This window comes from Streptomyces sp. NPDC056061, assembly GCF_042266885.1.
Taxonomy (GTDB): domain Bacteria; phylum Actinomycetota; class Actinomycetes; order Streptomycetales; family Streptomycetaceae; genus Streptomyces.
Genome location: NZ_JBHJWQ010000005.1, coordinates 24,418 through 43,562 on the forward strand (window position 1 = coordinate 24,418; position 19,145 = coordinate 43,562).

16 protein-coding genes are annotated in these 19,145 nt (G+C 72.5%); 8 read left to right on the forward strand and 8 right to left on the reverse strand.

All coding sequences use genetic code 11. The annotated features are described in order from the left end of the window. Nucleotides 1–115: 115 nt before the first annotated feature. Both ACFC79_RS10125 and ACFC79_RS10130 read right to left on the reverse strand, forming a co-directional pair. Nucleotides 116–931 (reverse strand): TetR family transcriptional regulator, encoded by an 816-nt coding sequence (locus ACFC79_RS10125; RefSeq protein WP_376237619.1) that lies wholly within the window; start codon nucleotides 929–931, stop codon nucleotides 116–118. A 203-nt stretch (nucleotides 932–1,134) separates the two neighbouring features. Further along, nucleotides 1,135–2,916 carry a 3-hydroxyacyl-CoA dehydrogenase family protein gene (locus tag ACFC79_RS10130; protein ID WP_376237622.1) on the reverse strand — a complete coding sequence of 594 codons (1,782 nt, stop codon included), beginning with the start codon at nucleotides 2,914–2,916 and terminating at the stop codon, nucleotides 1,135–1,137. A 401-nt stretch (nucleotides 2,917–3,317) separates the two neighbouring features. On the opposite strand from ACFC79_RS10130, the gene ACFC79_RS10135 reads away from it, so the two are divergent. Continuing rightward, the gene (locus ACFC79_RS10135; RefSeq protein WP_376237625.1) at nucleotides 3,318–3,899 is read left to right on the forward strand and encodes an adenylosuccinate lyase; all 582 of its coding nucleotides are present in this window, start codon (nucleotides 3,318–3,320) and stop codon (nucleotides 3,897–3,899) included. A gap of 116 nt (nucleotides 3,900–4,015) precedes the next feature. Here ACFC79_RS10135 and ACFC79_RS10140 read toward each other — a convergent pair whose 3' ends face one another. Next, the gene (locus ACFC79_RS10140; protein ID WP_376237626.1) at nucleotides 4,016–5,617 is read right to left on the reverse strand and encodes an alpha/beta hydrolase; all 1,602 of its coding nucleotides are present in this window, start codon (nucleotides 5,615–5,617) and stop codon (nucleotides 4,016–4,018) included. A gap of 229 nt (nucleotides 5,618–5,846) precedes the next feature. Further along, nucleotides 5,847–6,887 (reverse strand): Rv2578c family radical SAM protein, encoded by a 1,041-nt coding sequence (locus ACFC79_RS10145; RefSeq protein WP_376237629.1) that lies wholly within the window; start codon nucleotides 6,885–6,887, stop codon nucleotides 5,847–5,849. A 194-nt stretch (nucleotides 6,888–7,081) separates the two neighbouring features. Here ACFC79_RS10145 and ACFC79_RS10150 point away from each other — a divergent pair, with 194 nt between their 5' ends. The 3 genes from ACFC79_RS10150 (at nucleotide 7,082) to ACFC79_RS10160 (ending at nucleotide 10,857) form a co-directional block, all read left to right on the forward strand. Beyond that, nucleotides 7,082–7,525 (forward strand): SRPBCC family protein, encoded by a 444-nt coding sequence (locus tag ACFC79_RS10150; RefSeq protein WP_376237631.1) that lies wholly within the window; start codon nucleotides 7,082–7,084, stop codon nucleotides 7,523–7,525. 177 nt (nucleotides 7,526–7,702) lie between these two features. Next, nucleotides 7,703–10,261 (forward strand): MFS transporter, encoded by a 2,559-nt coding sequence (locus ACFC79_RS10155; RefSeq protein ID WP_376237633.1) that lies wholly within the window; start codon nucleotides 7,703–7,705, stop codon nucleotides 10,259–10,261. Between the two features lie 374 nt (nucleotides 10,262–10,635). After that, nucleotides 10,636–10,857, forward strand: a complete 222-nt coding sequence (locus tag ACFC79_RS10160; protein WP_376237635.1) for a hypothetical protein — start codon at nucleotides 10,636–10,638, stop codon at nucleotides 10,855–10,857. On the opposite strand, the gene ACFC79_RS10165 is transcribed toward ACFC79_RS10160, so the two are convergent. Then, nucleotides 10,806–12,254, reverse strand: coding sequence for an amidase (locus ACFC79_RS10165; protein WP_376237637.1), 1,449 nt, complete (start codon nucleotides 12,252–12,254; stop codon nucleotides 10,806–10,808). The two genes, ACFC79_RS10160 and ACFC79_RS10165, sit on opposite strands and share 52 nt — an antisense overlap. Before the next feature lie 47 nt (nucleotides 12,255–12,301). Here ACFC79_RS10165 and ACFC79_RS10170 point away from each other — a divergent pair, with 47 nt between their 5' ends. Beyond that, nucleotides 12,302–12,967, forward strand: a complete 666-nt coding sequence (locus tag ACFC79_RS10170) for a TetR/AcrR family transcriptional regulator (protein ID WP_376237640.1) — start codon at nucleotides 12,302–12,304, stop codon at nucleotides 12,965–12,967. After that, entirely contained in the window at nucleotides 12,964–13,836 is an 873-nt protein-coding gene (locus tag ACFC79_RS10175) for an alpha/beta fold hydrolase (RefSeq protein ID WP_376237642.1), read from the forward strand. Before ACFC79_RS10170 ends, ACFC79_RS10175 begins: the two co-directional genes overlap by 4 nt. A 274-nt stretch (nucleotides 13,837–14,110) precedes the next feature. On the opposite strand, the gene ACFC79_RS10180 is transcribed toward ACFC79_RS10175, so the two are convergent. From ACFC79_RS10180 to ACFC79_RS10190, 3 genes are read right to left on the reverse strand one after another with little or no spacing between them, the layout of a single operon-like run. Continuing rightward, nucleotides 14,111–14,515, reverse strand: a complete 405-nt coding sequence (locus ACFC79_RS10180) for a GntR family transcriptional regulator (protein WP_376237644.1) — start codon at nucleotides 14,513–14,515, stop codon at nucleotides 14,111–14,113. Between the two features lie 58 nt (nucleotides 14,516–14,573). Further along, the gene (locus ACFC79_RS10185; RefSeq protein WP_376237646.1) at nucleotides 14,574–15,554 is read right to left on the reverse strand and encodes an ABC transporter permease; all 981 of its coding nucleotides are present in this window, start codon (nucleotides 15,552–15,554) and stop codon (nucleotides 14,574–14,576) included. Beyond that, nucleotides 15,551–16,495 carry an ABC transporter ATP-binding protein gene (locus tag ACFC79_RS10190; protein ID WP_376237649.1) on the reverse strand — a complete coding sequence of 315 codons (945 nt, stop codon included), beginning with the start codon at nucleotides 16,493–16,495 and terminating at the stop codon, nucleotides 15,551–15,553. Before ACFC79_RS10190 ends, ACFC79_RS10185 begins: the two co-directional genes overlap by 4 nt. Nucleotides 16,496–16,975: 480 nt before the next feature. On the opposite strand from ACFC79_RS10190, the gene ACFC79_RS10195 reads away from it, so the two are divergent. Continuing rightward, complete coding sequence (locus ACFC79_RS10195) at nucleotides 16,976–17,809, forward strand: M55 family metallopeptidase (RefSeq protein WP_376237652.1); 834 nt, start codon at nucleotides 16,976–16,978, stop codon at nucleotides 17,807–17,809. Then, complete coding sequence (locus ACFC79_RS10200) at nucleotides 17,802–19,145, forward strand: M20/M25/M40 family metallo-hydrolase (protein WP_376237654.1); 1,344 nt, start codon at nucleotides 17,802–17,804, stop codon at nucleotides 19,143–19,145. Before ACFC79_RS10195 ends, ACFC79_RS10200 begins: the two co-directional genes overlap by 8 nt.

The window sequence follows — 19,145 nt, forward strand, 5'->3', positions numbered from 1 at the left end:
ACATCACAACCCGCGGGCCGCCGATGCGGCAACGCGGTTTCGGTCCGGCAACCGGTTTCGGCCCGGCGGGCGGTCCGGACGAGCAGGCCGGACGAGCAGGCCGGACCGCCCCCGATCAGCGGTCCTCGAGAGCCTGCTGGATGGTGCGCATCACTTCGTCGAGCGGCGCGTCGGTGCGTGCCACCGCGACCAGCACCTCGCCCTCGGACCCCACCGAGGCGGCCGGCCGCCTCGTCGGCTCCCCGCCGGTGATCCGGCTCGCCCCGATGCCGGTCCCGAACGTGTCCCGCACGATCGCGAAGGCGTGGTCCAGCTGGGCCTCCACGTCACCCTCGCCGCCCGCCCGCAGCCAGCGCCGCAGCACATGGTTGTGCGCGGTGACGACGGCGGACGCGGCCACCTCCGCGAGCAGCGGGTCGTCGTTGCCGACCTCGTGGTCGCGCTCGTCGAAGTGACCCAGCAGATAGCGCGTGAACAGCCGCTCGTAGCGGGCCACCGAGGCGATCTCGGCCTCCCGCAGGGTGGGGACCTCCCGGGTCAGCTTGTAACGGGCCACGGAGACCGCGGGCTTCGCCGCGTACATCTTCATGACCTCCTTGATGCCGCGGCAGACCGTGTCGAGCGGATGCTCGTGCGCCGGGGCCGCGTTGAGGACGGCCTCGGCCCTGACGAGGGTGTCGTCGTGGTCCGGGAAGATCGCCTCTTCCTTGGAGCGGAAGTGCCGGAAGAAGGTGCGTCGGGCGACCCCCGCGGCCCCCGCGATCTCGTCGACCGTCGTGGCCTCGTACCCCTTCGTCGCGAAGAGTTCCATCGCCGCGGCGGCCAGTTCGCGGCGCATCTTGAGCCGTTGGGCGGCGGCGCGGGTGCCGGTGGCACTTTCCTGCGGATCGGGCGCGGCGGTGGCACGGGAGGACCTGGCGGGCTGGGACATGGTGTGAACGTACTGCATCGGCGCGGGTGAATGTGCCCGCGGGTGCGGTCCGCCCGAAGGTTCGAGCAGGCCGCCCCACCCGGCTCCCGGCCCACGGGGCCCGGCGTCGTGCCTGCCCGCGCCGCGGGGCCGGGGCCCGCGCCCCGCGGCGCCGTCGTCCGTCACCGATGCCCCGTCACCGCCCGGTACCCCGTCGGCCCCGCTCAGCGGCGGGTGTGTTCGCGGAAGCCGCGTCCCGTCTTGCGGCCGAGGCAGCCCGCCGCCACCAGATGTTCGAGCAGCGGCGCCGGGGCCAGGCCCGGGTCGCGGAACTCGTCGTGCAGCACCTTCTCGATGGCGAGCGAGACATCGAGTCCGACGACGTCGAGGAGTTCGAACGGGCCCATCGGGTAACCGCCGCCCAGCTTCATCGCCGCGTCGATGTCGTCGAGGCTGGCGTAGTGCTCCTCGACCATCTTGATCGCGTTGTTGAGGTACGGGAACAGCAGCGCGTTCACGATGAACCCCGCGCGGTCCCCGCAGTCCACCGGGTGCTTGCGGATCTCGCCGCACACCTCGCGCACGGTGGCATGGACATCGTCCGCGGTGAGCACCGTGCGGACGACCTCGACCAGCTTCATCGCGGGCGCCGGGTTGAAGAAGTGCATGCCGACCACGTCCTGCGGGCGCGAGGTCGCCCGCGCGATCGCCACGACCGGCAGCGACGAGGTGGTGGTGGCGAGTACCGCCCCGGGCCTGCAGACCTTGTCCAGCGACCGGAACAGCTGCTGCTTGACCGCCAGGTCCTCGGCGACCGCCTCGACCGCGAGATCGACGTCGGCCAGCGCGTCCGGCGAACCGGCCGGGGCGATCCGGGCCAGCGCCGCGTCCCGGGCCCCGGCCGTCAGCCGTCCCTTGGCCACCGAGCGGTCCAGGGACGTGGCGATCCGGTTCTTCGCCGCTTCCGCCTTCTCCGGGCTGCGGGCGACCAGCACCACGTCGTAGCCGCCCTTCGCGAACACCTCGGCGATCCCCGAGGCCATCGTGCCGGAGCCCGCGACGCCCACCGAACGCACCGGCCGCCCGGCGGCCGGCGACGCGCTCTCGCCCGGGGTCAGCGCGTCCGGCACCACGGTCCGGCTGCCGGGCTCCGCGTACGTGTAGAAGCCGCGGCCCGCCTTGCGGCCCGTCAGTCCGGCCTCGCTGAGCTGCCTCAGCACGGGCGCGGGGGCGTGCAGCCGGTCGTGGGACGAGGCGTACATGGCCTCCAGGACGGTGCGCGCGGTGTCGACACCGATCAGGTCGAGGAGGGCGAGCGGCCCCATCGGCAGGCCGCAGCCCAGCTTCATTGCCGCGTCGATGTCCTCGCGGGAGGCGTAGTTCGCCTCGTACATCGCGGCGGCCTGGTTGAGGTAGCCGAACAGCAGCCCGTCCGCGACGAACCCCGGCCGGTCGCCGACCGCGACCGGCTCCTTGCCCAGGCCGCGGGCGAGCGCCGTGACCGCTTCGACGGCCGGCGGCGCGGTCAGTACCGAGGAGACCACCTCGACCAGCTTCATCGCGGGCGCCGGGTTGAAGAAGTGCAGCCCCAGCACGCGTTCGGGGTGCAGCGACTCGGCGGCCAGCCGGGTCACCGACAGCGCGTTGGTCCCGGTCGCCAGGACCGTGGTGGGGGAGACGATCGCGTCGAGTTCCCGGAACACCTGCTGCTTGATCTCGTAGGACTCCGGCACGACCTCGACGACAAGTTCCGCGTCGGCCGCCGCCCGCAGGTCGTCGTGGACCCGGAACCTGGCGAGGGCCTGGCTCCGCTCCTCCTCCGAGATCCGCCCGCGCCGCACGGCGCGCTCGGTCGCGGCCTCCAGCGCGGCGACGGCACGGCGGGCCGCCGCGTCGCAGGTGTCGATACCGATGACCTCGTGACCGGCGAGGGCCAGGACCTCGGCGATGCCGGTGCCCATGGTGCCGAGGCCGATGACGGCGATGGTGCTGAACGGGGTGTCCATCACGGGACTCCAGATGATGAGTGACGACTGGGAGAGGGCGCGGAGCGCGCGCGGGCACACGGAGAACGTGCGCAACCGAGGCGGCGCGTGCGGGAATTGCGTGTCGTGATGCCCGGTCCGGGGCCAAGGGCATGCCCGGAGCGGGAGGGGTGACGGACTCTGTCCCGGAGTCACGTCTCGCGAAGCTGCCGAACCGACGAGCACTCCGGACGGCTGCGTCACCAGGCCACCGGAGCCGGCGGGATCGTGTCCCGCTCACTTGAGATTAACTCCCGGGTAACGAGCGCGCCAGACCCGTGCGGTCGTGCGCCACGTCACATCCGCCCGGCCCGTCGGCGCCGGCCGGCCAAGGGTGCGCCCGGCACTCGATACGCAGAGTCCCCGCCGATACGCTGAGCGTCATGGACGAGGAATACCGGTCACTGGCCGACCGGCTGGCGGGCGAGGCGGAGGCGGCGGGGGAGTCGTCGGCCTTCCGCGTGCTGCTGGCCACCGACGACGAGGAGGAACTGGCCCGCGTTCTGGTGGAACCCGAACGCCCGCTCTGGGCGCGGGAGATCGCCGCGTTCCGGCTCGGCTGTTCCGGGGACCGCCGGGCCTTCGAGGCGCTGGTCCTGCTGCTCAACCACCGTGACCCGGAACGCTGCGTCGGCGCCGCCCACGCCCTGGCGTGCCTCGGCGACCCCCGCACCCCCCGGGCCGCCGCCGCGCTGGCGACCAACACCCTGCGCACCGCGTACGCCCTTCACCCGGTGCGGCTGCTCACCGTGCTCCGGGCGCCGGAGTCCGTGCCCGCGCTGATGGCCACGCTGGAACGCCTGCTGGCCCCCGGCGACCCGTACTGGCGGGTGGCACTCGCCTGCGTGGAGGGGCTCGGGCAGCTGGCGGACGAGCGGGCCCGGCCGCTCCTGGAAGCGGCCCTTCCGCACCCGAGGCTCGGCGGCGCCGCGCGCGACGCGCTGGCCCGGTTGACGGCGGACTGACCGCCGGCCGCCCGGCACCCGTGCCGGAGCGGTCGGCGGGCGCGGCACGGGGCGGGGCCCGGGTGTGACGACACCCCCGCGGCGGGGGAACGTCCGCCGCGGAGGCCGGCCGACCGTCAGCCGCGGAAGCCGAGCAGCCGGTGCAGGACGCTGCCCCTGCTGCGGGCCTCCGCGGCCCGTGCCGACTTCGCCGCCCTGCCGGTGGTCGGTGTCGGGTCGGGCGACTTGGCGCAGACCGCGTCCGCCTCGGACCGGCTGCCCCCGCCGCGTGGGACGGTGCCCTTGGCCAGGTAGTCGGTCAGGTAGGTGTCCAGGCAGTCGTTGCCGCTCAGGGTGATGCCGTGATTGCCGCCGCCCTGTTCCACGACGAGGCTGGAACCGTGCAGTCTGCGGTGCATGGTGACAGCGCCCTCGTAGGGTGTCGCCGCGTCGTCCGTGGCCTGGAAGAGCAGCACCGGCGGCAGGTTCCGGTTGGAGACCCGCGGTGGGTTCAGCGGTTCCACCGGCCAGTCGGCGCACGGCGCGTTGTACCAGGTGTTGTTCCAGGTCGAGAAGGGGGCCTTGGCCTCGACGCGCAGGCTGTCGTTGCGCCAGGTGTTCCATCGGCGGGGCCACGGGGTGTCCCGGCACTGCACGGCCGAATAGACCGAGTAGCCGTTGTCGCCCTCCGCGTCGACGACGCCGAACCGCTCGTACGCCTTCACCAGCGCGCCCTCGTCGTGGTCGTTCACGTACCCGGCGAACGCGTCGGCCAGACGCGGCCAGTAGCCGTTGTAGTAGCCGCCCGGCAGGAAGGTGTCCTCCAGCTCGCCCGCCCCGACCTTCCCGCCCGCGGGGTGCGCCGCGACGGCCGCGCGCATCGCGTACCAGGCGCGCTCCACCTTCGCCGGATCACTGCCCAGCCGGTAGGCGCTGTCGTGTTTCGCCACCCAGGCGGCGAACGCCTTGTGGCGGGCGTCGAAGGCGTAGTTCTGCCCGATGTTGTCCTCGTACCAGACGCCCTCCGGGTCCACGTTCGAGTCGAGCACCAGGCGTCGCACGCGCTCCGGGAACAGCTTGGCGTAGACCGCGCCGAGGTACGTCCCGTACGAGTAGCCGAAGTAGTTGAGCGTGTCCGCGCCGGTCGCCCGGCGGATCACGTCGAGGTCCTTGGCGGCGCTGACGGTGTCCATGTGGGGCAGCAGGTCCGGGTACTTCTCCCCGCAGGCCCGCGCGAAGGAACGGGCGCGGTTCCGGTTGGCCTGCTCGACGCCGGGCGTGTCGGGGACGGAGCCCGGTCGCGGCGGATCGAAGTACTGGGGCACGCAGTCCAGGGCCGGCCTGCTCCGGCCGACGCCGCGCGGATCGAAACCGATCACGTCGTACTGCGCGGCCACCGCCTTCGGCAGCGCCGACGCGACGAAGCCGGCCATCGACCGGCCGCTGCCCCCGGGACCGCCCGGATTGACGAGCAGGGGGCCCTGGAAGGTCTTCGCGGTGTGCGGGATCCGGGTCAGTGCGAGGGTGATCCGGCGACCCGACGGGTCGTCATGGTCCAGTGGTGTACCGACCGACGCGCACTGCAGCCGCGGCTGGGCGTCGGTGCCGCAGTCGGTCCAGCGGAGCCGGGCGGTGGCCGGCCCGGCACCGGTGTCGGCGGTCGCCGGCGGCGGAGCGACGGTCACCAGACCGGCGACCGTCGCACCCACGGCGATGAGAACTCCTGGACGTTTCGTCATATGGCCTCCCGTGGTGGGGGAACACGGCTGCGCGAGGCGCAGTCCCCGCCGCATGCTCCCCGTATTCACGCCGGAAAGGACGTGGAAGGCCGAGAGTTGACCCGTTTGCCCCTATTGACGCTGTTTCGGCAGGTATCCCGCAGAGGCGTTCTCCCGGCCCGGAGGGACCAGGACGGGAGGGATCGGGCCGAGGGGCCGGGTCGACGGATGGCGGTTTCCAGGGGCCGGGTCAGATCAGGGTCAGCTGGGTCGGCCCGGGGGATTCGGGCGACGGTGGGTTCTCCGGTCGTGCGGGCAGGCGGCGGGCCGCGCCCCGATGCGACGGTCCGATGCCGAACTCGGCCGCCAGTTCGTGGACGTGACGTGTGATGCGCCGTTGGTACCACGTGGGCGCGTAAGCCCCCTCCGCGTACATCCGCTCGTACCGGCGCACCAGGTGCGGGTGGTGTTTCCCGAGCCACTGCATGTACCACTCGCGGGCGCCGGGGCGCAGATGGAGCACGAGCGGGGTGACCGATGTGGCTCCGGCCGCGGCGATCGCCCGGACCGTGGCGCGCAGCTGGTCGGGGGAGTCGCCGAGGAACGGGACGACGGGTGCCATCAGTACGCCGCAGTCGATGCCGTGCTCGCTCAGCGCGCGTACGACGTCCAGGCGGCGCTCGGGCGAAGGTGTGCCGGGCTCCACGGTGCGCCAGAGCCCGGCGTCGACGAAGCCGACCGACACGGAGATGCCGATGTCGGTGACCTCGGCCGCCTGCCGCAGCAGCTCCAGGTCGCGCAGGATCAGCGTCCCCTTCGTCAGGATCGAGAACGGGTTCGCGTGATCGCGCAGGGCCGCGATGATGCCGGGCATCAACCGGTACCGGCCCTCCGCCCGCTGGTAGCAGTCGACGTTGGTGCCCATGGCGATGTGCGCTCCGTGCCAGCGGGCGGACGCGAGATGGCCGCGCAGCAGTTCCGGGGCGTTGGTCTTGACGACGATCTGCGAGTCGAAGCCGATCCCCGTGTCCAGGTCCAGGTAGCCGTGGGTCCTGCGGGCGAAGCAGTACACGCAGGCGTGCGTGCAGCCGCGGTACGGATTCACCGTCCATTCGAACGGCATCCGGGAGGCGCCCGGCACCCGGTTCATGATCGAGCGGGCCCGGATCTCGTGGAAGGTGATCCCTCGGAACTCGGGGGTGTCGAAGGTGCGCGTGGTCACCGCTTCCGCGGCGAAGAGCGCGCTGCTTCCGGCCGTGGCGGGTTGTTCGACCAGATGGTCCCAGCGCATGGACGCCTCCTCGGTAGCACTCGGGGAGAGAATAGAACATATGTTCCCTTGATCGTTTTCTCCCCTTCGTCCCGGAGTGGGTCCCGGCCGGTTCCCGGCCCGGATCCGGCCGGGAGGCACCCCCGATTTTGAGCGGGGTCCGGGAGGTGGTTGGCTCGGCACACCCCCGTAAACCGAGTGCTGGAGGAACAGCCATGGCGCAGGTCGAGGCCACCACTGAGCGAGTCATCGCGGCGGACGCGGAGACGGTGTTCGACGCGCTGGCCGACTACGAGCGGACCCGCGGCAAGGTGCTGCCCGCGCAGTTCAGCGAGTACGAGGTGCGCGAGGGCGGTGACGGCGAGGGCACCGTCGTGCACTGGAAGCTCCAGGCGACCAGCAAGCGGGTGCGCGACTGCCTGCTGGAGGTCACCGAGCCCACCGACGGCCGGCTCGTGGAGAAGGACCGCAACTCCTCGATGGTCACCACGTGGACCGTCACCCCGGCCGGGGAGGGGCGGTCGAAGGCGGTCGTGTCGACCGTCTGGAACGGGGCCGGCGGCATCGGCGGGTTCTTCGAGCGGACGTTCGCCCCCAAGGGGCTCGCGCGGATCTACGACGAGCTGTTGAACAATCTCGCTGCCGAAGTCGAGAAGTAGGACCGCCGGGCCTCACCGGTTCGGGTGGTTTTCCGGGGCCGCCGGTCGTGCGCCGTAGTGGCTCCCACCGGGGACGAAACCCGTAGTGCGCCGCCCGCGCCCCCCTCGTCGGCGTTTGCTCTCCCTTATCGCGCGATGCGAGAAAGGGCGGCGCAGACGCGACGAGGGGAGCGGCACGTGGTGGGTGGAATCACTCTGTTGGGGGACGAGCCGGACGGCACGGAGGCCGCCGGGACACCGGGCGTGTTACCCCCGCCGCGGCCCGCACCGTCCCCTGCCGCGGTGGAGGAGCAGACCGGGACCGCGGCGCCGCAGGCTTCGGGATCCGCGGGACGGGGAACCGGGACACCCGGACCCGAGAACGCCGGGGCGATCTCCGCCGGGCCGCTCGCCGCGCCGGAGACGAGTCCCCGCCGCATCCGCCTGATCTTCCTCGGGCTGATGCTGACACTGCTGCTCGCGGCGCTCGACCAGATGATCGTCGCCACCGCCCTGCCGAAGATCGTCGGAGAACTGCACGGCCTGGAGAAGATGTCCTGGGCCGTCACCGCGTACCTTCTCGCCTCCACCATCGGACTGCCGATCTACGGCAAGCTCGGCGACCTCTTCGGCCGCAAGAGCGTCTTCCAGTTCGCGATCGTCGTCTTCGTGATCGGTTCCGCGCTGGCCGGCTGGTCCCGCACCATGGACGAACTGATCGCCTTCCGGGCCGTTCAGGGCATCGGCGGCGGCGGACTCATGATCGGCGTCCAGGCCATCATCGCGGACGTCGTGCCGCCCCGGGAACGCGGCCGTTTCATGGGGCTCATCGGGGCCGCCTTCGGCCTCGCCTCCGTCGCCGGCCCGCTGCTCGGCGGCTTCTTCACCGACCACGCCTCCTGGCGCTGGTGCTTCTACATCAACGTCCCGTTCGGCCTGGTCACCCTGGCCGTCATCACCGTCGTCCTGAAACTGCCCCGGCCCGCCGTCCGGCCCCGGCTCGACGCCCTGGGCGCGTTGCTGCTCGCGGCCTCCTCCACCTGCCTGGTCCTGCTGACCAGTTGGGGCGGGACGGAGTACGCCTGGGGGTCGCGCACCATCCTGGGACTGGGCGCCGGAGCGATCGCAACCGCCCTGCTGTTCCTCGTCGTCGAGCGCCGGGCGGCCGAACCCATCATTCCGCTGCGGCTGTTCCGTGACTCGATCTTCAACGTCACCGCCCTCGTCGGCGCGGTCGTCGGGGTCGCGCTGTTCGGCGCCGCCAGCTACCTGCCGACCTTCCTCCAGATGGTCGACGGCGCCACGGCCACCGAATCGGGGCTGCTGATGCTCCCGATGATGGGCGGCATCGTCGTGGCGTCCATCGTCTCCGGCCAGTTGATCTCGCGCACCGGACGCTACCGGGTCCACCCCATCGCCGGCGCGGCCCTCGCCGCGGTGGGGATGTGGCTGCTCTCCCGGCTCGACACGGACACCCCGTGGCTCGAGTACAGCATCGCCCAGGCCGTGCTCGGCATCGGGATCGGCCTGGTCATGCCGGTGCTGGTGCTGGCCGTGCAGAACTCCGTGCGGCCCGCCGACCTCGGCACCGCCACCAGCGCCAACAACTACTTCCGGCAGATCGGCGGCAGCGTCGGCGCCGCCGTCTTCGGCACGCTCTTCGCGGGCCGGCTCGCCGACGCGCTCGCCGCTCGGCTGCCCTCCGACGCCGAGCTCCCCGACCCCGAGTCGATCACCCCGCAGCTGGTCCATGCCATGGAACCCGCGCTGCGCGACAGCTACATCCGGGCATACGCCGACGCGATGCCGCGGATCTTCCTCTACCTCGTGCCGGTGCTCGTGCTCGGCCTGATCCTCGCCCTCTTCCTCAAGGAGAAACCGCTGGTGTCCCACAACAGCCCCGAGAACGCCGCCGAACCGTTCGCCGAGACCGCCCCGATCCCCGCCGCCCGGGCTCTCGCCCCCGCCCACCCCGCCACGACCGCGTCCGTGTACCTGTCCGGGGTACCGGTCTGCGGCAGCGTCCAGCACCCGGACGGCACGAAGGTCCCGCGCGCCGCGCTCACTCTCATCGACGTGCAGGGGCAGCAGGTGGGGCGCGGTGCGAGCGGCGACGACGGACGATACGCGCTGAGCGTCCCCGGCGCAGGCGGCTACGTGCTCATCGCGGCGGCGGGCGGCCATCAGCCGCAGGCCGTCAGCGTCACCGTGGGCGAGCGGCCCGTCGAACTGGATGTGGTGCTCGGTGGTGCGGGGCGGCTCGCCGGGACCGTCGTCACCGCCGACGGGCTCCCGGTGCGTGACGCCGCCGTGACCCTCACCGATGTGCGCGGCGAGGTGGTGGCGTCCACCCGCAGCGGACGCGAGGGCGGTTACGTGATCAAGGAGTTGGTGGCAGGGGAGTACACGCTCGCCGCCAGCGCCCCCGCGTTCCGGCCCGCCGCGTTGCCGGTGAGCGTGCAGGCGGCCCGGGAGACCCGGCAGGACATCGAACTCGCCGGTGGGGCGGTGCTGCGGGGCGTGGTGCGGGCGAGCGGGGGTCGTCCCGTGGAGGACGCCAGGGTCACCCTGCTGGACGCGGCGGGCAACGTGGTCGACACACTCACCACCGGGCCCGACGGGGCGTTCCGGTTCGTCGACCTGTCCACCGGCGAGTACACGGTGATCGCCGCCGGGTATCCGCCGGTGGCCACCGTCCTCCAGGTGGCGGGCGGCGGGCGCACCGAACGCGATCTCCAACTCGGGCACGAGGACTGACAGTTCGGCGTGTGACGGGTGACGGACGGCGGTTCGGCGCGTGGTCGCCGATGCGGACCGGACCGGGCACACCCGGTCCTGCCGCGGGCGCCTCGGGACGCTTCTCCTGCGGACCGGGGCGGAACACCCCAAAGACAAGGGGGCCGACGGGCCCGGGACTGCGCATGGGTGCGTCGGAGCGGTAGGGCGAGGCGTGGGAGGGCCACTGGTCGGCCGCCCCGGGCCCGCGGTCGCGACGCTGCTGGGGGAGCGGGCCCGGGTCTTCGTCGCCGGGTCCGTCCCGGCCGCCGGGGAGGCGCTCCGGCCGGTCATGGCCGAGCCCGGCGGCGCCGCCCGCGAAGGTGCGGCGCGTCCTGGAGCACGGCCCGCGACCGGTGAGCACCACCACCGAGGAGAAGGCGCGGCTGCTGCGGGCGGCCGGTCCGACGATCCTGGCCGAGGGGGACACCGAACCGGCCCGGACCGTGCACCGGCCGGACGGCACCCGGATCATCCTGCCCGCACGCCGGTTCGCCCCGGCCCCGGCACGCGCCGTCGCCCGGCGTCAGGAGGCGCGGGTCGTCGGCGACGCGTGGGCCCCGTCCCGGCCGGGATAGCGGCCGGCCCAGGGCAGAGCCTCCTCCAAGGCCGCGGAGACGCCGAACAGGAGGTCCTCGCGGCCCCAGCCCGCCGTGAGCGACACCCCGAGCGGAAGCCCCTGGGAACTCCAGCCCAGCGGAAGGCTGATGGTCGGAAACCCGGTGGCGTTCCCGATCACGGTGTTGCCGGTGAACGCGGTCATCGCGGCGAGTTCCGCGGCCGGGTCGGTGTCGTCGCGGAGCTGCCCGACGCGCGTCGGAGGGGCGGTCACGGTCGGGGTGATCACGATGTCGGCGTCCGCGTGGTCGAGGGTCCAGGCCCGTGCGCGAGCCTGCACGACACCGATCGCCGCGGCGAGCTCGGCCGCGGTCGACTTCTGTGCCCGGGACCGGAGGTGACGGACGATCGGTCGCAGGGCCGCCTCGTCGAGGGCTGCGGTCCTGGCGCCGACCAGCGCGGTGAACATCACCTGGAAGCCCCCGGTGAACGCGGGGTCCGGGGCCTGGTCGCGGGCGAACACGTCATGACCGAGTCCGGCCAGCACCCGGCCGGTGCGTTCGACGGCGGCGGCGACCTCGGCGTCCACGGGCGCGCCCGAGACCGAGCCCTGCGCGACCGCCACCCGCAGGCGGGGGACGGGGGCGTCGCAGGCGCGCTCGTAACCGTCCGCCCCGTCCACCCGGGGAGGGTGCACGAGACCGGCCCCGGTACGGGTGGTCAACGCGTCCAGGAACGCCGCGGTGTCGCGCACGGTGCGGGCGATCGGCCCCTTCACGGACAGCCCCAGGCCGTCGTCGCCGCCCGGGCCCCCGGGGACGAGCCCGCGGCTCGGCTTCAGCCCGACCACACCGCAGGCACTCGCGGGGGAGCGCACGGAACCGGCGGTGTCGCTGCCCTGGGCGATCGGCACCAGCATCGCGCCGACCGCGGCCGCCGCGCCGCCGCTGCTGCCCGCCGCGCTGCGGGTCGGGTCGAACGGGCTCCGCGCGGGCGCGGCGACCTCCGGCTCGGTGTAGCAGGCGGCCCCGAACTCGGGAACGGTCGTCTTGCCGAGGCTGATCAGCCCGGCGTCGGCCATCACCACGACGATCTCGTCGTCGTGGTCCGGCACCCAGTCACGGAACTGCGAGGACCCCAGCGTGGTGCGTACTCCCGCGGTGGCCTCCAGGTCCTTGACGGCGGTGGGCACGCCGAACAGGCGCGGCAGTCCGGAGCGGTCCGCCGCGCGCAGCACGCGCCCGGCCTCGGCCGCCGCCGCGCGGGCCCGGTCGGCCGACACCGTGGTGAACGCACCCACCCGGTCGCCGTCCTCGATCCGGGCGAGCAAGTGGTCCACGACCTCGGCGGGCGTGGTGTCGCCGCGCTCGTAGGCGGCGGCCAGTTGGAGGGCCGTGAGTTCGTGCAACTGCGTCATGGATGCTCCCATTGTGATTTCGTTACGCGTATCGATATGGTGGGCACATGAGCACCGACAAGGCAAGTCCCGGCAAGGCGGGTCAGGCGCGGAGCGGCCGGCCCCGGGCGGTCTCGTTCGACGCGATCCTGGACGCCGCGACCCGGATCGCCGACGAGCGGGGACTGGACGCGGTGACCTTCCGCGCGGTGGCCGAGCGGCTGGAGGTGTCCCCGATGGCGATCCACCGCACGACGGGCGGTGTCGACGCGCTCCGGCACGCGCTGGTCTCCCGGATCGTCGGCGAGGCGACCCGCTCGGTGGACTGGCCCGGGGACTGGCAGAGCATCCTGCGCACATTCGCGAACGAGCTCCACGACCTGCTCATGCGCCACCCCGTCGTGCTGGAGGCGCACCGCAGCGCCCCCCTCGTGGGGCCCGGCGCCGACGACGCCGCCCTCCGGGTCGTCGCGGCGCTGCGCACCGCCGGGCTCGACGAGCGGGCCGCGGTGTACGCGTACGGCACGCTGCACGACTTCGTCACCGGACACGTGGCGATCCGGCTGGGTCGCGGCGGTCCGGAACGGCTCCCGCTGCCGCCCGAACGCCGGGCGATGTCGGTCTTCATCGAGCACCACGACTACGACCGCCGGTTCGCCTACGGCCTCGACCTCGTCATCGGCGGGATCACCGCCGCTGCCGCCGCCCCCGTACCGCATGAGGAGCAGAGATGACGCACGACCTGCCCGAGCCGCCCGAGACGGTCCGCATCGAAGGGCCCGGCGGGCGCCGCATCGCCTACTGCTCGTACGGCGATCCCGCCGCCGCACCCGTGATCGTGCTGCACGGCACCCCGGGCAGTCGCTACGAGGGCCTTCCGTTGCAGCGGGCCGCGACGGACGCGGGAGTGCACCTGATCTTCCCGGACCGCCCCGGGTACGGCGAGACCGATCCGGTGCCCGGCAGCGGTTTCCACCGCTGGAACGACGACTTCCTGACGCTGCTCGACCACCTCGGCCGGGAACGCGCGAGCCTGGTGGCGATCTCCGGCGGCGGCGGATACGCGCTGTCCGCGGCCCGGGCGCACCCGGACCGGGTGACGAAACTGATCCTCGCCGCCGCCGCCGTTCCCGGAGCCCCCAAGGAGGCATACGCGCGCCGGATCCCGATCGTGACCTTGCTGAGCCACATCGTCCGCTGGGCCCCACCGGTCGGCGGCGCGATGCTCGCGGGCACGGGCGTCTTCAAGCGGCTGCGCAGCCGGGATTCCGACCTCTCGGCCTGGCCCCGGGCCGACCGGCTGGTCATGAGCACCCCCGAGTTCCGGGCGCTGTCCGAACTGGACACGACCGAGGGGCGTCGCCAGGGCATGGACGCGGCCCTCACGGACCTGAGCGGATACGCCCGCTCCCTGCCGGACGCACTGGCCTCGATCTCCGTGCCGACCGTGTTCATCCACGGCGAAGCGGACGGCAACGTCCCCGTGGAGGTGGCGCGTTGGGCGCACGCGAGGATCTCCGGAGCCGAGCTGAGGATCGTGCCCGAGGGCGGCCATCTGTTCCTCGTGGAAGACCCCGGCATACTCCTGCGGGAACTGGTCTGAGCGCCGGCGCACCGCCGGGGGCCGGACGTCGCGACGGAGAGGGTGCGACGCCGACGGTGCGATGCCGACGGTGCGAAGACGACCGTCCTGGACCGGACGGCCCCGGGGCGGAACCCCCGGCACATGACGGCGATCGGTCGCACGTTCCGGGCGCCGCGAAGGGGTGGGCCGTGCCCGAGGACGGGTGGGCCGTGCCCGTGAACGGCGGCCGCGGGAACGGCCGGGCGCGCCTCGCCGGAGGCACGCCCGGCCGTTCCGGGCCGTTCGCGGTCCCTCAGTCGGCCGCCCGGGCCGACTCGATCGGGTACACCACGGCGTGGACCGACTCGAAGAGTGCGCTCGCCTCCCGGGCATCGAGGCCCTGGGAGCGCGCCTCGGTCAGCCACTCGGTCAGCGACGCCCGCAACGGCGACTCGTAACCCGCCTGCGCCGGCACGAGGGAGCGGGTGATGAAGGTGCCCGCCCCCTGCCGGACCTCGGCGAGACCGGCCCGCTCCAGCTCGCGGTACGCCTTGAGCGTCGTATTGGGGTTCACCCTGGTGTCCGCCGCGACCTGAGCGGCCGTCGGCAACCGGTCCCCCACCTCCAGCGCCCCCATGCGCAGGGCCTGTTCCACCTGGTGCACGATCTGGAGGTACGTAGCCACTCCGCTGCGCCTGTCGATGCGGAATACGACCACTGTCTTCACCTCCGTCGGACTGCCGAAACCATACGTGACCAACCCGCGCCGGTACGCCCTACAGAGGGCGGCGCGAGACCTGCCACACCGTGAACGCGGTGAGTGCGGCTGTGGCCGCGAGCAGGATGCCCGCCCCGGTCCACTGCATCGCCGGCATCTGGTCGAACCCGAGGTACTCGATCACGTTGTTGACGATGCCGTTCTTCTTCACGCAGGCGTCCGAGGCCGCCTCGGTGGTCTTGGCGCACAGCCCCCAGCCGTAGAGGTGGCCGTCGGCCGAGCCGATCCAGCGGTCCAGTTCGTACGACTCGCTCAGTTGCGCGGGCAGGTTCCCTTCGAGCGGGTAGGTCAACGTGCGCGACGGCGCCAGGTACATGCGCACCTCGCCCCAGGCGACCTCGAAGATCGAGGCGAGGACGAAGGTGACGGCCATCGACGCGAGGACGCGGCGCAGCAGCAGGCCGATGGTGATCCCGACGGCGGTGAGGAACAGGCAGAACGCGGGGAACATCGGGCCGGTGTTGTCGAAGATGTCCCCCTCCGACCACGGGCTCTGGAACACCGAGCGGTGCGGCTTCCACCACCAGGTGAAGATCACCGAGAGCACCGCACTGGTCAGCAGGACGGCGGAGTAGCACCAGGCGAGCTTGGCCGTGATCCAGCGGCGCCGGGAGACGGACTGGGTGGTGACCAGTTGCGCCGTGCCGTTTTCCTGGTCGCCCGCGATCAACGGGGCGCCGAGGAACACGGCGAGGAGCAACGGCAGCGCGCTCAGCGCGGTGAGGGTGAGGCCGCCCCCTGCGGAGTTGAACGTCGGCTGTGCGAGCTCCTTGTCCGGCCAGCCCGCCGCTTCGAGCGCCCGGACCATCTTGCCGCGCTGGTAGATGAGCCAGCCCGAGCCGACGACCGCCACCGCGACCACGCCGAGCAGCGCGGTCCGGTGCTGGCGTACGACGAGCCAGTTCAGCCCGCTCAGCATGCGGCGTCCGGGCTTTGAACCCGTCCTGGAGCTTTCGGTATCGGTGAGGGTGGAGCTCATGCGCTGTGGATCCCTTCGGCGTCGACGCGGGCACCGGGTGTGAACAACGGGGGCGCGTCGGGCGAGCGGAGATGCGCCAGCAGGACTTCCTCCAGGCCGGGTTCGGCGACGACCCAGTCGGCGGGCATAGGGCCGTTCGGCCGCACCAGCGCCTGGAACTGCCTTCCCTGGACACGGCATTCGATCACCGTGTGGGGTGCCAGCGCGGCGACCGGGTCCCCCTCGGGCGCAAGCCCCGTCACCAGCGAGTGCGCCGGGACGAGCGCGTCCGCGTCACCCGCCATCCGGAGCCGGCCATCGGCGAGTACCAGCAGGTAGTCGCACATGTCCTCCAGCTCGGACAGCATGTGCGAGGACATCACCACGGTGGTTCCGCGTTCGACTGCCTCCGACATCAGCAGGGCGCTCATGTCGTGCCGGGCCAGCGGGTCCAGGTCGGCCATCGGCTCGTCGAGAAGCAGTAGATCGGGCCGCTTGCCGAAGGCGAGCGCGAACGCCACGCGGGTGCGCTGGCCACCGGAGAGCGTCTCGACCCGGGCACCCATCGGGACCTCGCCCGCCCGCACGATGCGCTCCGCCGCGGCCGCGTCCCAACCGGGGTTCAGCTCGCTGCCCATGCGCAGTGTCTCGGCCACGGTGAAGCCCTTGAACAGCGGCTTGTCCTGCCCGAGGTACGCGAACCTCGGCATGACGGCAGGATCGTCCACCGGTACCCCGAAGATGCGGAGTTCGCCCTCCGTCGACTGCACCTGCCGGGTGGCGAGCCCCAACAGGGTGCTCTTTCCCGCCCCGTTGGGGCCCACGAGACCGCAGATCCGCCCGGCCGGCAGCCGGAACGAGCAGTCGCGCAGCGCCCAGCCGCGGCGGTACCGCTTACCCAGACCGCGAGCCTCCAGCGCCCAGGCGCCCAACACGCCGTCCGGAGTGAATGCGTCGGCCATGCACTTCGCCTCAATTCCATTAGTCAATTAATGGAATCATGGTCTCGACGGGGGAGTGCTGTCAAGGCGGGACCGCAGGGGCACGGCGGGCCGCGTGGAATGTCCGGAGTCTCGGCACGCCGGTCGTGGCGTCGTGATCGCCCCGCCGCGCGCCCCGGTTCCGTGAGGGGGCGGACACCTGCCACGGCTCCTCGCGGTGCCGCACGCGCATGACGCGATCGGGCTCCACGGGCGCCGCGGCCGGCTGTGTCCGACGTCGGCCGGGGCGAACATCGCGGTCGTCGGCCGCGGGGCCGGAAGGTGCTTCCGGATGATCTCGTTCCTGCCGGGTGACGCAGGAGGGGAGACGGCCGGCCTGCATGGATGTTTGTATGGGGACGCCGATTCGGGTGCCTGCTCGTCGACTTCGCGAACCGATGCCGACGACGGGTGCCGCAACCGGCCCAGACAGCCCCGGACCTGTAAGAAGACGGACTCATCATGAAGATCCTGATCAGCGCGGACATGGAAGGCGCAACCGGCGTGACCTGGCCCGCCGATGTGCTGCCGGGCAGCCCCCAGTGGGAGCGGTGCCGTGCCATGTTCACCTCGGACGTGAACGCGGCGGCGCTCGGGTTCTACGACGGCGGCGCCGACGAGGTGCTCGTCAACGAGGCCCACTGGTCGATGCGCAACCTCCTGCTGGAACGGCTCGACGACCGGGTGCAGATGCTCACCGGCCGGCACAAATCCCTGTCCATGGTGGAGGGCGTCCAGCACGGTGACGTCGATGCCATCGCCTTCGTCGGTTACCACACCGGCGCCGGTGCGGAAGGGGTTCTCGCCCACACCTACCTGGCGAACTCCATCACCGGTGTCTGGCTCGACGGCGTCCGCGCGAGCGAGGGGCTGCTCAACGCCCACGTCGTCGCGGAGTACGGCGTTCCGGTCGTTCTCGTCACCGGGGACGACCTGACCTGCGCGGACGCCGAGGGCTACGCGCCCGAGGCGCGCAAGGTCGCGGTCAAGGACTACGTGTCACGGTACGCGGCGGTCTGCCGCACCCCGGCCCGGACCGCCGCGGACATCCGCGCCGCGGCCGGGGAGGCGACCGCCCTGGCCGTACGGCACACGCCGGTGGAGGGCGGCCCCTTCACCATCGAGTTGGAGTTCGACGCCGAACACCTCGCGGGCGCGGCCACCGTCGTCCCCGGCGTGACGCCGACCGGTGAGCGGCGCGTCAGCTACACCAGCGCGACGATGTACGAGGGTATTCGCACATTCAAGGCGGTGACCACGCTCGTGTCGTCCGCCGTGGAGGAACAATATGGCTGAGCCGACCGACCGCCGGGAGACCGTCGACGCACAGGCGCTCGACGAAGTGGTGACGTTCACCTCCGAACTGATCCGGATCGACACCACCAATCGGGGCGGCGGCGACTGCCGCGAACGCCCGGCAGCCGAGTACGTCGCCGAACGGCTCGCCGACGCCGGTCTGGAACCCACCCTGCTGGAACGCTCCCCGGGGCGCACCAACGTGGTGGCCCGGATCGCGGGCACCGATCCGTCCGCCGACGCCCTCCTCGTCCACGGCCACCTCGACGTGGTCCCCGCCGAGGCCGCCGACTGGACGGTGCACCCCTTCTCCGGCGAGGTCCGCGACGGCGTCGTCTGGGGGCGCGGCGCCATCGACATGAAGAACATGGACGCCATGGTCCTGGCCGTCGCCCGGTCCTGGGCGCGGGCCGGCGTCCGCCCCCGCCGCGACATCGTGATCGCCTACACCGCCGACGAGGAGGCGAGCGCCGACGACGGGTCCGGCTTCCTCGCCGACCGGCACGCCCCGCTCTTCGAGGGCTGCACGGAGGGCATCAGCGAGTCCGGGGCCTTCACCTTCCACGCCGGACCGGACCTGCCGCTCTACCCGATCGCCGCGGGCGAACGCGGCACGGCCTGGCTGAAGCTCACCGCGCACGGCAAGGCCGGGCACGGCTCCAAGGTCAACACGTCCAACGCGGTCACCGCGCTCGCCGCGGCCGTCGCCCGCATCGGCGAGCACACCTGGCCCGTCCGCCTCACCCCGACCGTCCGTGCCGCACTCACCGAACTCGCCGCCCTGCACGGCATCCACCCCGACCTCGACGCCCCCGGCTTCAACGTCGACGAACTGCTCGGCAAGCTCGGACCGGCCGCCGCCCTGGTCGCGCCGACCGTCCGCAACAGCTCCAACCCGACCATGCTGGAGGCCGGGTACAAGGTCAACGTCATCCCGGGCCACGCCACCGCCTTCATCGACGGCAGGATGCTCCCCGGGGGCGAGGACGAGTTCCACGACACCCTGGACCGGCTGACCGGACCCGACGTCGACTGGGAGTTCCACCACCGCGAGGTCCCGTTGCAGGCCCCGGTCGACTCGCCGACGTTCGCCAAACTCCGCGCCGCCATCGAGCGCTTCGACCCGGACGGCCACGTCGTGCCGTACTGCATGTCGGGCGGCACGGACGCCAAGCAGTTCTCCCGGCTCGGCATCACCGGCTACGGGTTCTCGCCGCTGAAGCTGCCCATCGGCTTCGACTACCAGGCACTGTTCCACGGAGTCGACGAACGCGTCCCGATCGACGCGCTGCACTTCGGCGTCCGCGTCCTCGACCACTACCTGCGCACCGCCTGA

What these genes read in the sequence shown, in the direction of transcription:
- ACFC79_RS10125 (WP_376237619.1), bottom strand. Translation starts at nt 931, where the DNA reads ATGTCCCAGCCCGCCAGGTCCTCCCGTGCCACCGCCGCGCCCGATCCG.
- ACFC79_RS10130 (WP_376237622.1), bottom strand. Translation starts at nt 2,916, where the DNA reads ATGGACACCCCGTTCAGCACCATCGCCGTCATCGGCCTCGGCACCATG.
- ACFC79_RS10135 (WP_376237625.1), top strand. Translation starts at nt 3,318, where the DNA reads ATGGACGAGGAATACCGGTCACTGGCCGACCGGCTGGCGGGCGAGGCG.
- ACFC79_RS10140 (WP_376237626.1), bottom strand. Translation starts at nt 5,617, where the DNA reads ATGACGAAACGTCCAGGAGTTCTCATCGCCGTGGGTGCGACGGTCGCC.
- ACFC79_RS10145 (WP_376237629.1), bottom strand. Translation starts at nt 6,887, where the DNA reads ATGCGCTGGGACCATCTGGTCGAACAACCCGCCACGGCCGGAAGCAGC.
- ACFC79_RS10150 (WP_376237631.1), top strand. Translation starts at nt 7,082, where the DNA reads ATGGCGCAGGTCGAGGCCACCACTGAGCGAGTCATCGCGGCGGACGCG.
- ACFC79_RS10165 (WP_376237637.1), bottom strand. Translation starts at nt 12,254, where the DNA reads ATGACGCAGTTGCACGAACTCACGGCCCTCCAACTGGCCGCCGCCTAC.
- ACFC79_RS10170 (WP_376237640.1), top strand. Translation starts at nt 12,302, where the DNA reads ATGAGCACCGACAAGGCAAGTCCCGGCAAGGCGGGTCAGGCGCGGAGC.
- ACFC79_RS10175 (WP_376237642.1), top strand. Translation starts at nt 12,964, where the DNA reads ATGACGCACGACCTGCCCGAGCCGCCCGAGACGGTCCGCATCGAAGGG.
- ACFC79_RS10185 (WP_376237646.1), bottom strand. Translation starts at nt 15,554, where the DNA reads ATGAGCTCCACCCTCACCGATACCGAAAGCTCCAGGACGGGTTCAAAG.
- ACFC79_RS10190 (WP_376237649.1), bottom strand. Translation starts at nt 16,495, where the DNA reads ATGGCCGACGCATTCACTCCGGACGGCGTGTTGGGCGCCTGGGCGCTG.
- ACFC79_RS10195 (WP_376237652.1), top strand. Translation starts at nt 16,976, where the DNA reads ATGAAGATCCTGATCAGCGCGGACATGGAAGGCGCAACCGGCGTGACC.
- ACFC79_RS10200 (WP_376237654.1), top strand. Translation starts at nt 17,802, where the DNA reads ATGGCTGAGCCGACCGACCGCCGGGAGACCGTCGACGCACAGGCGCTC.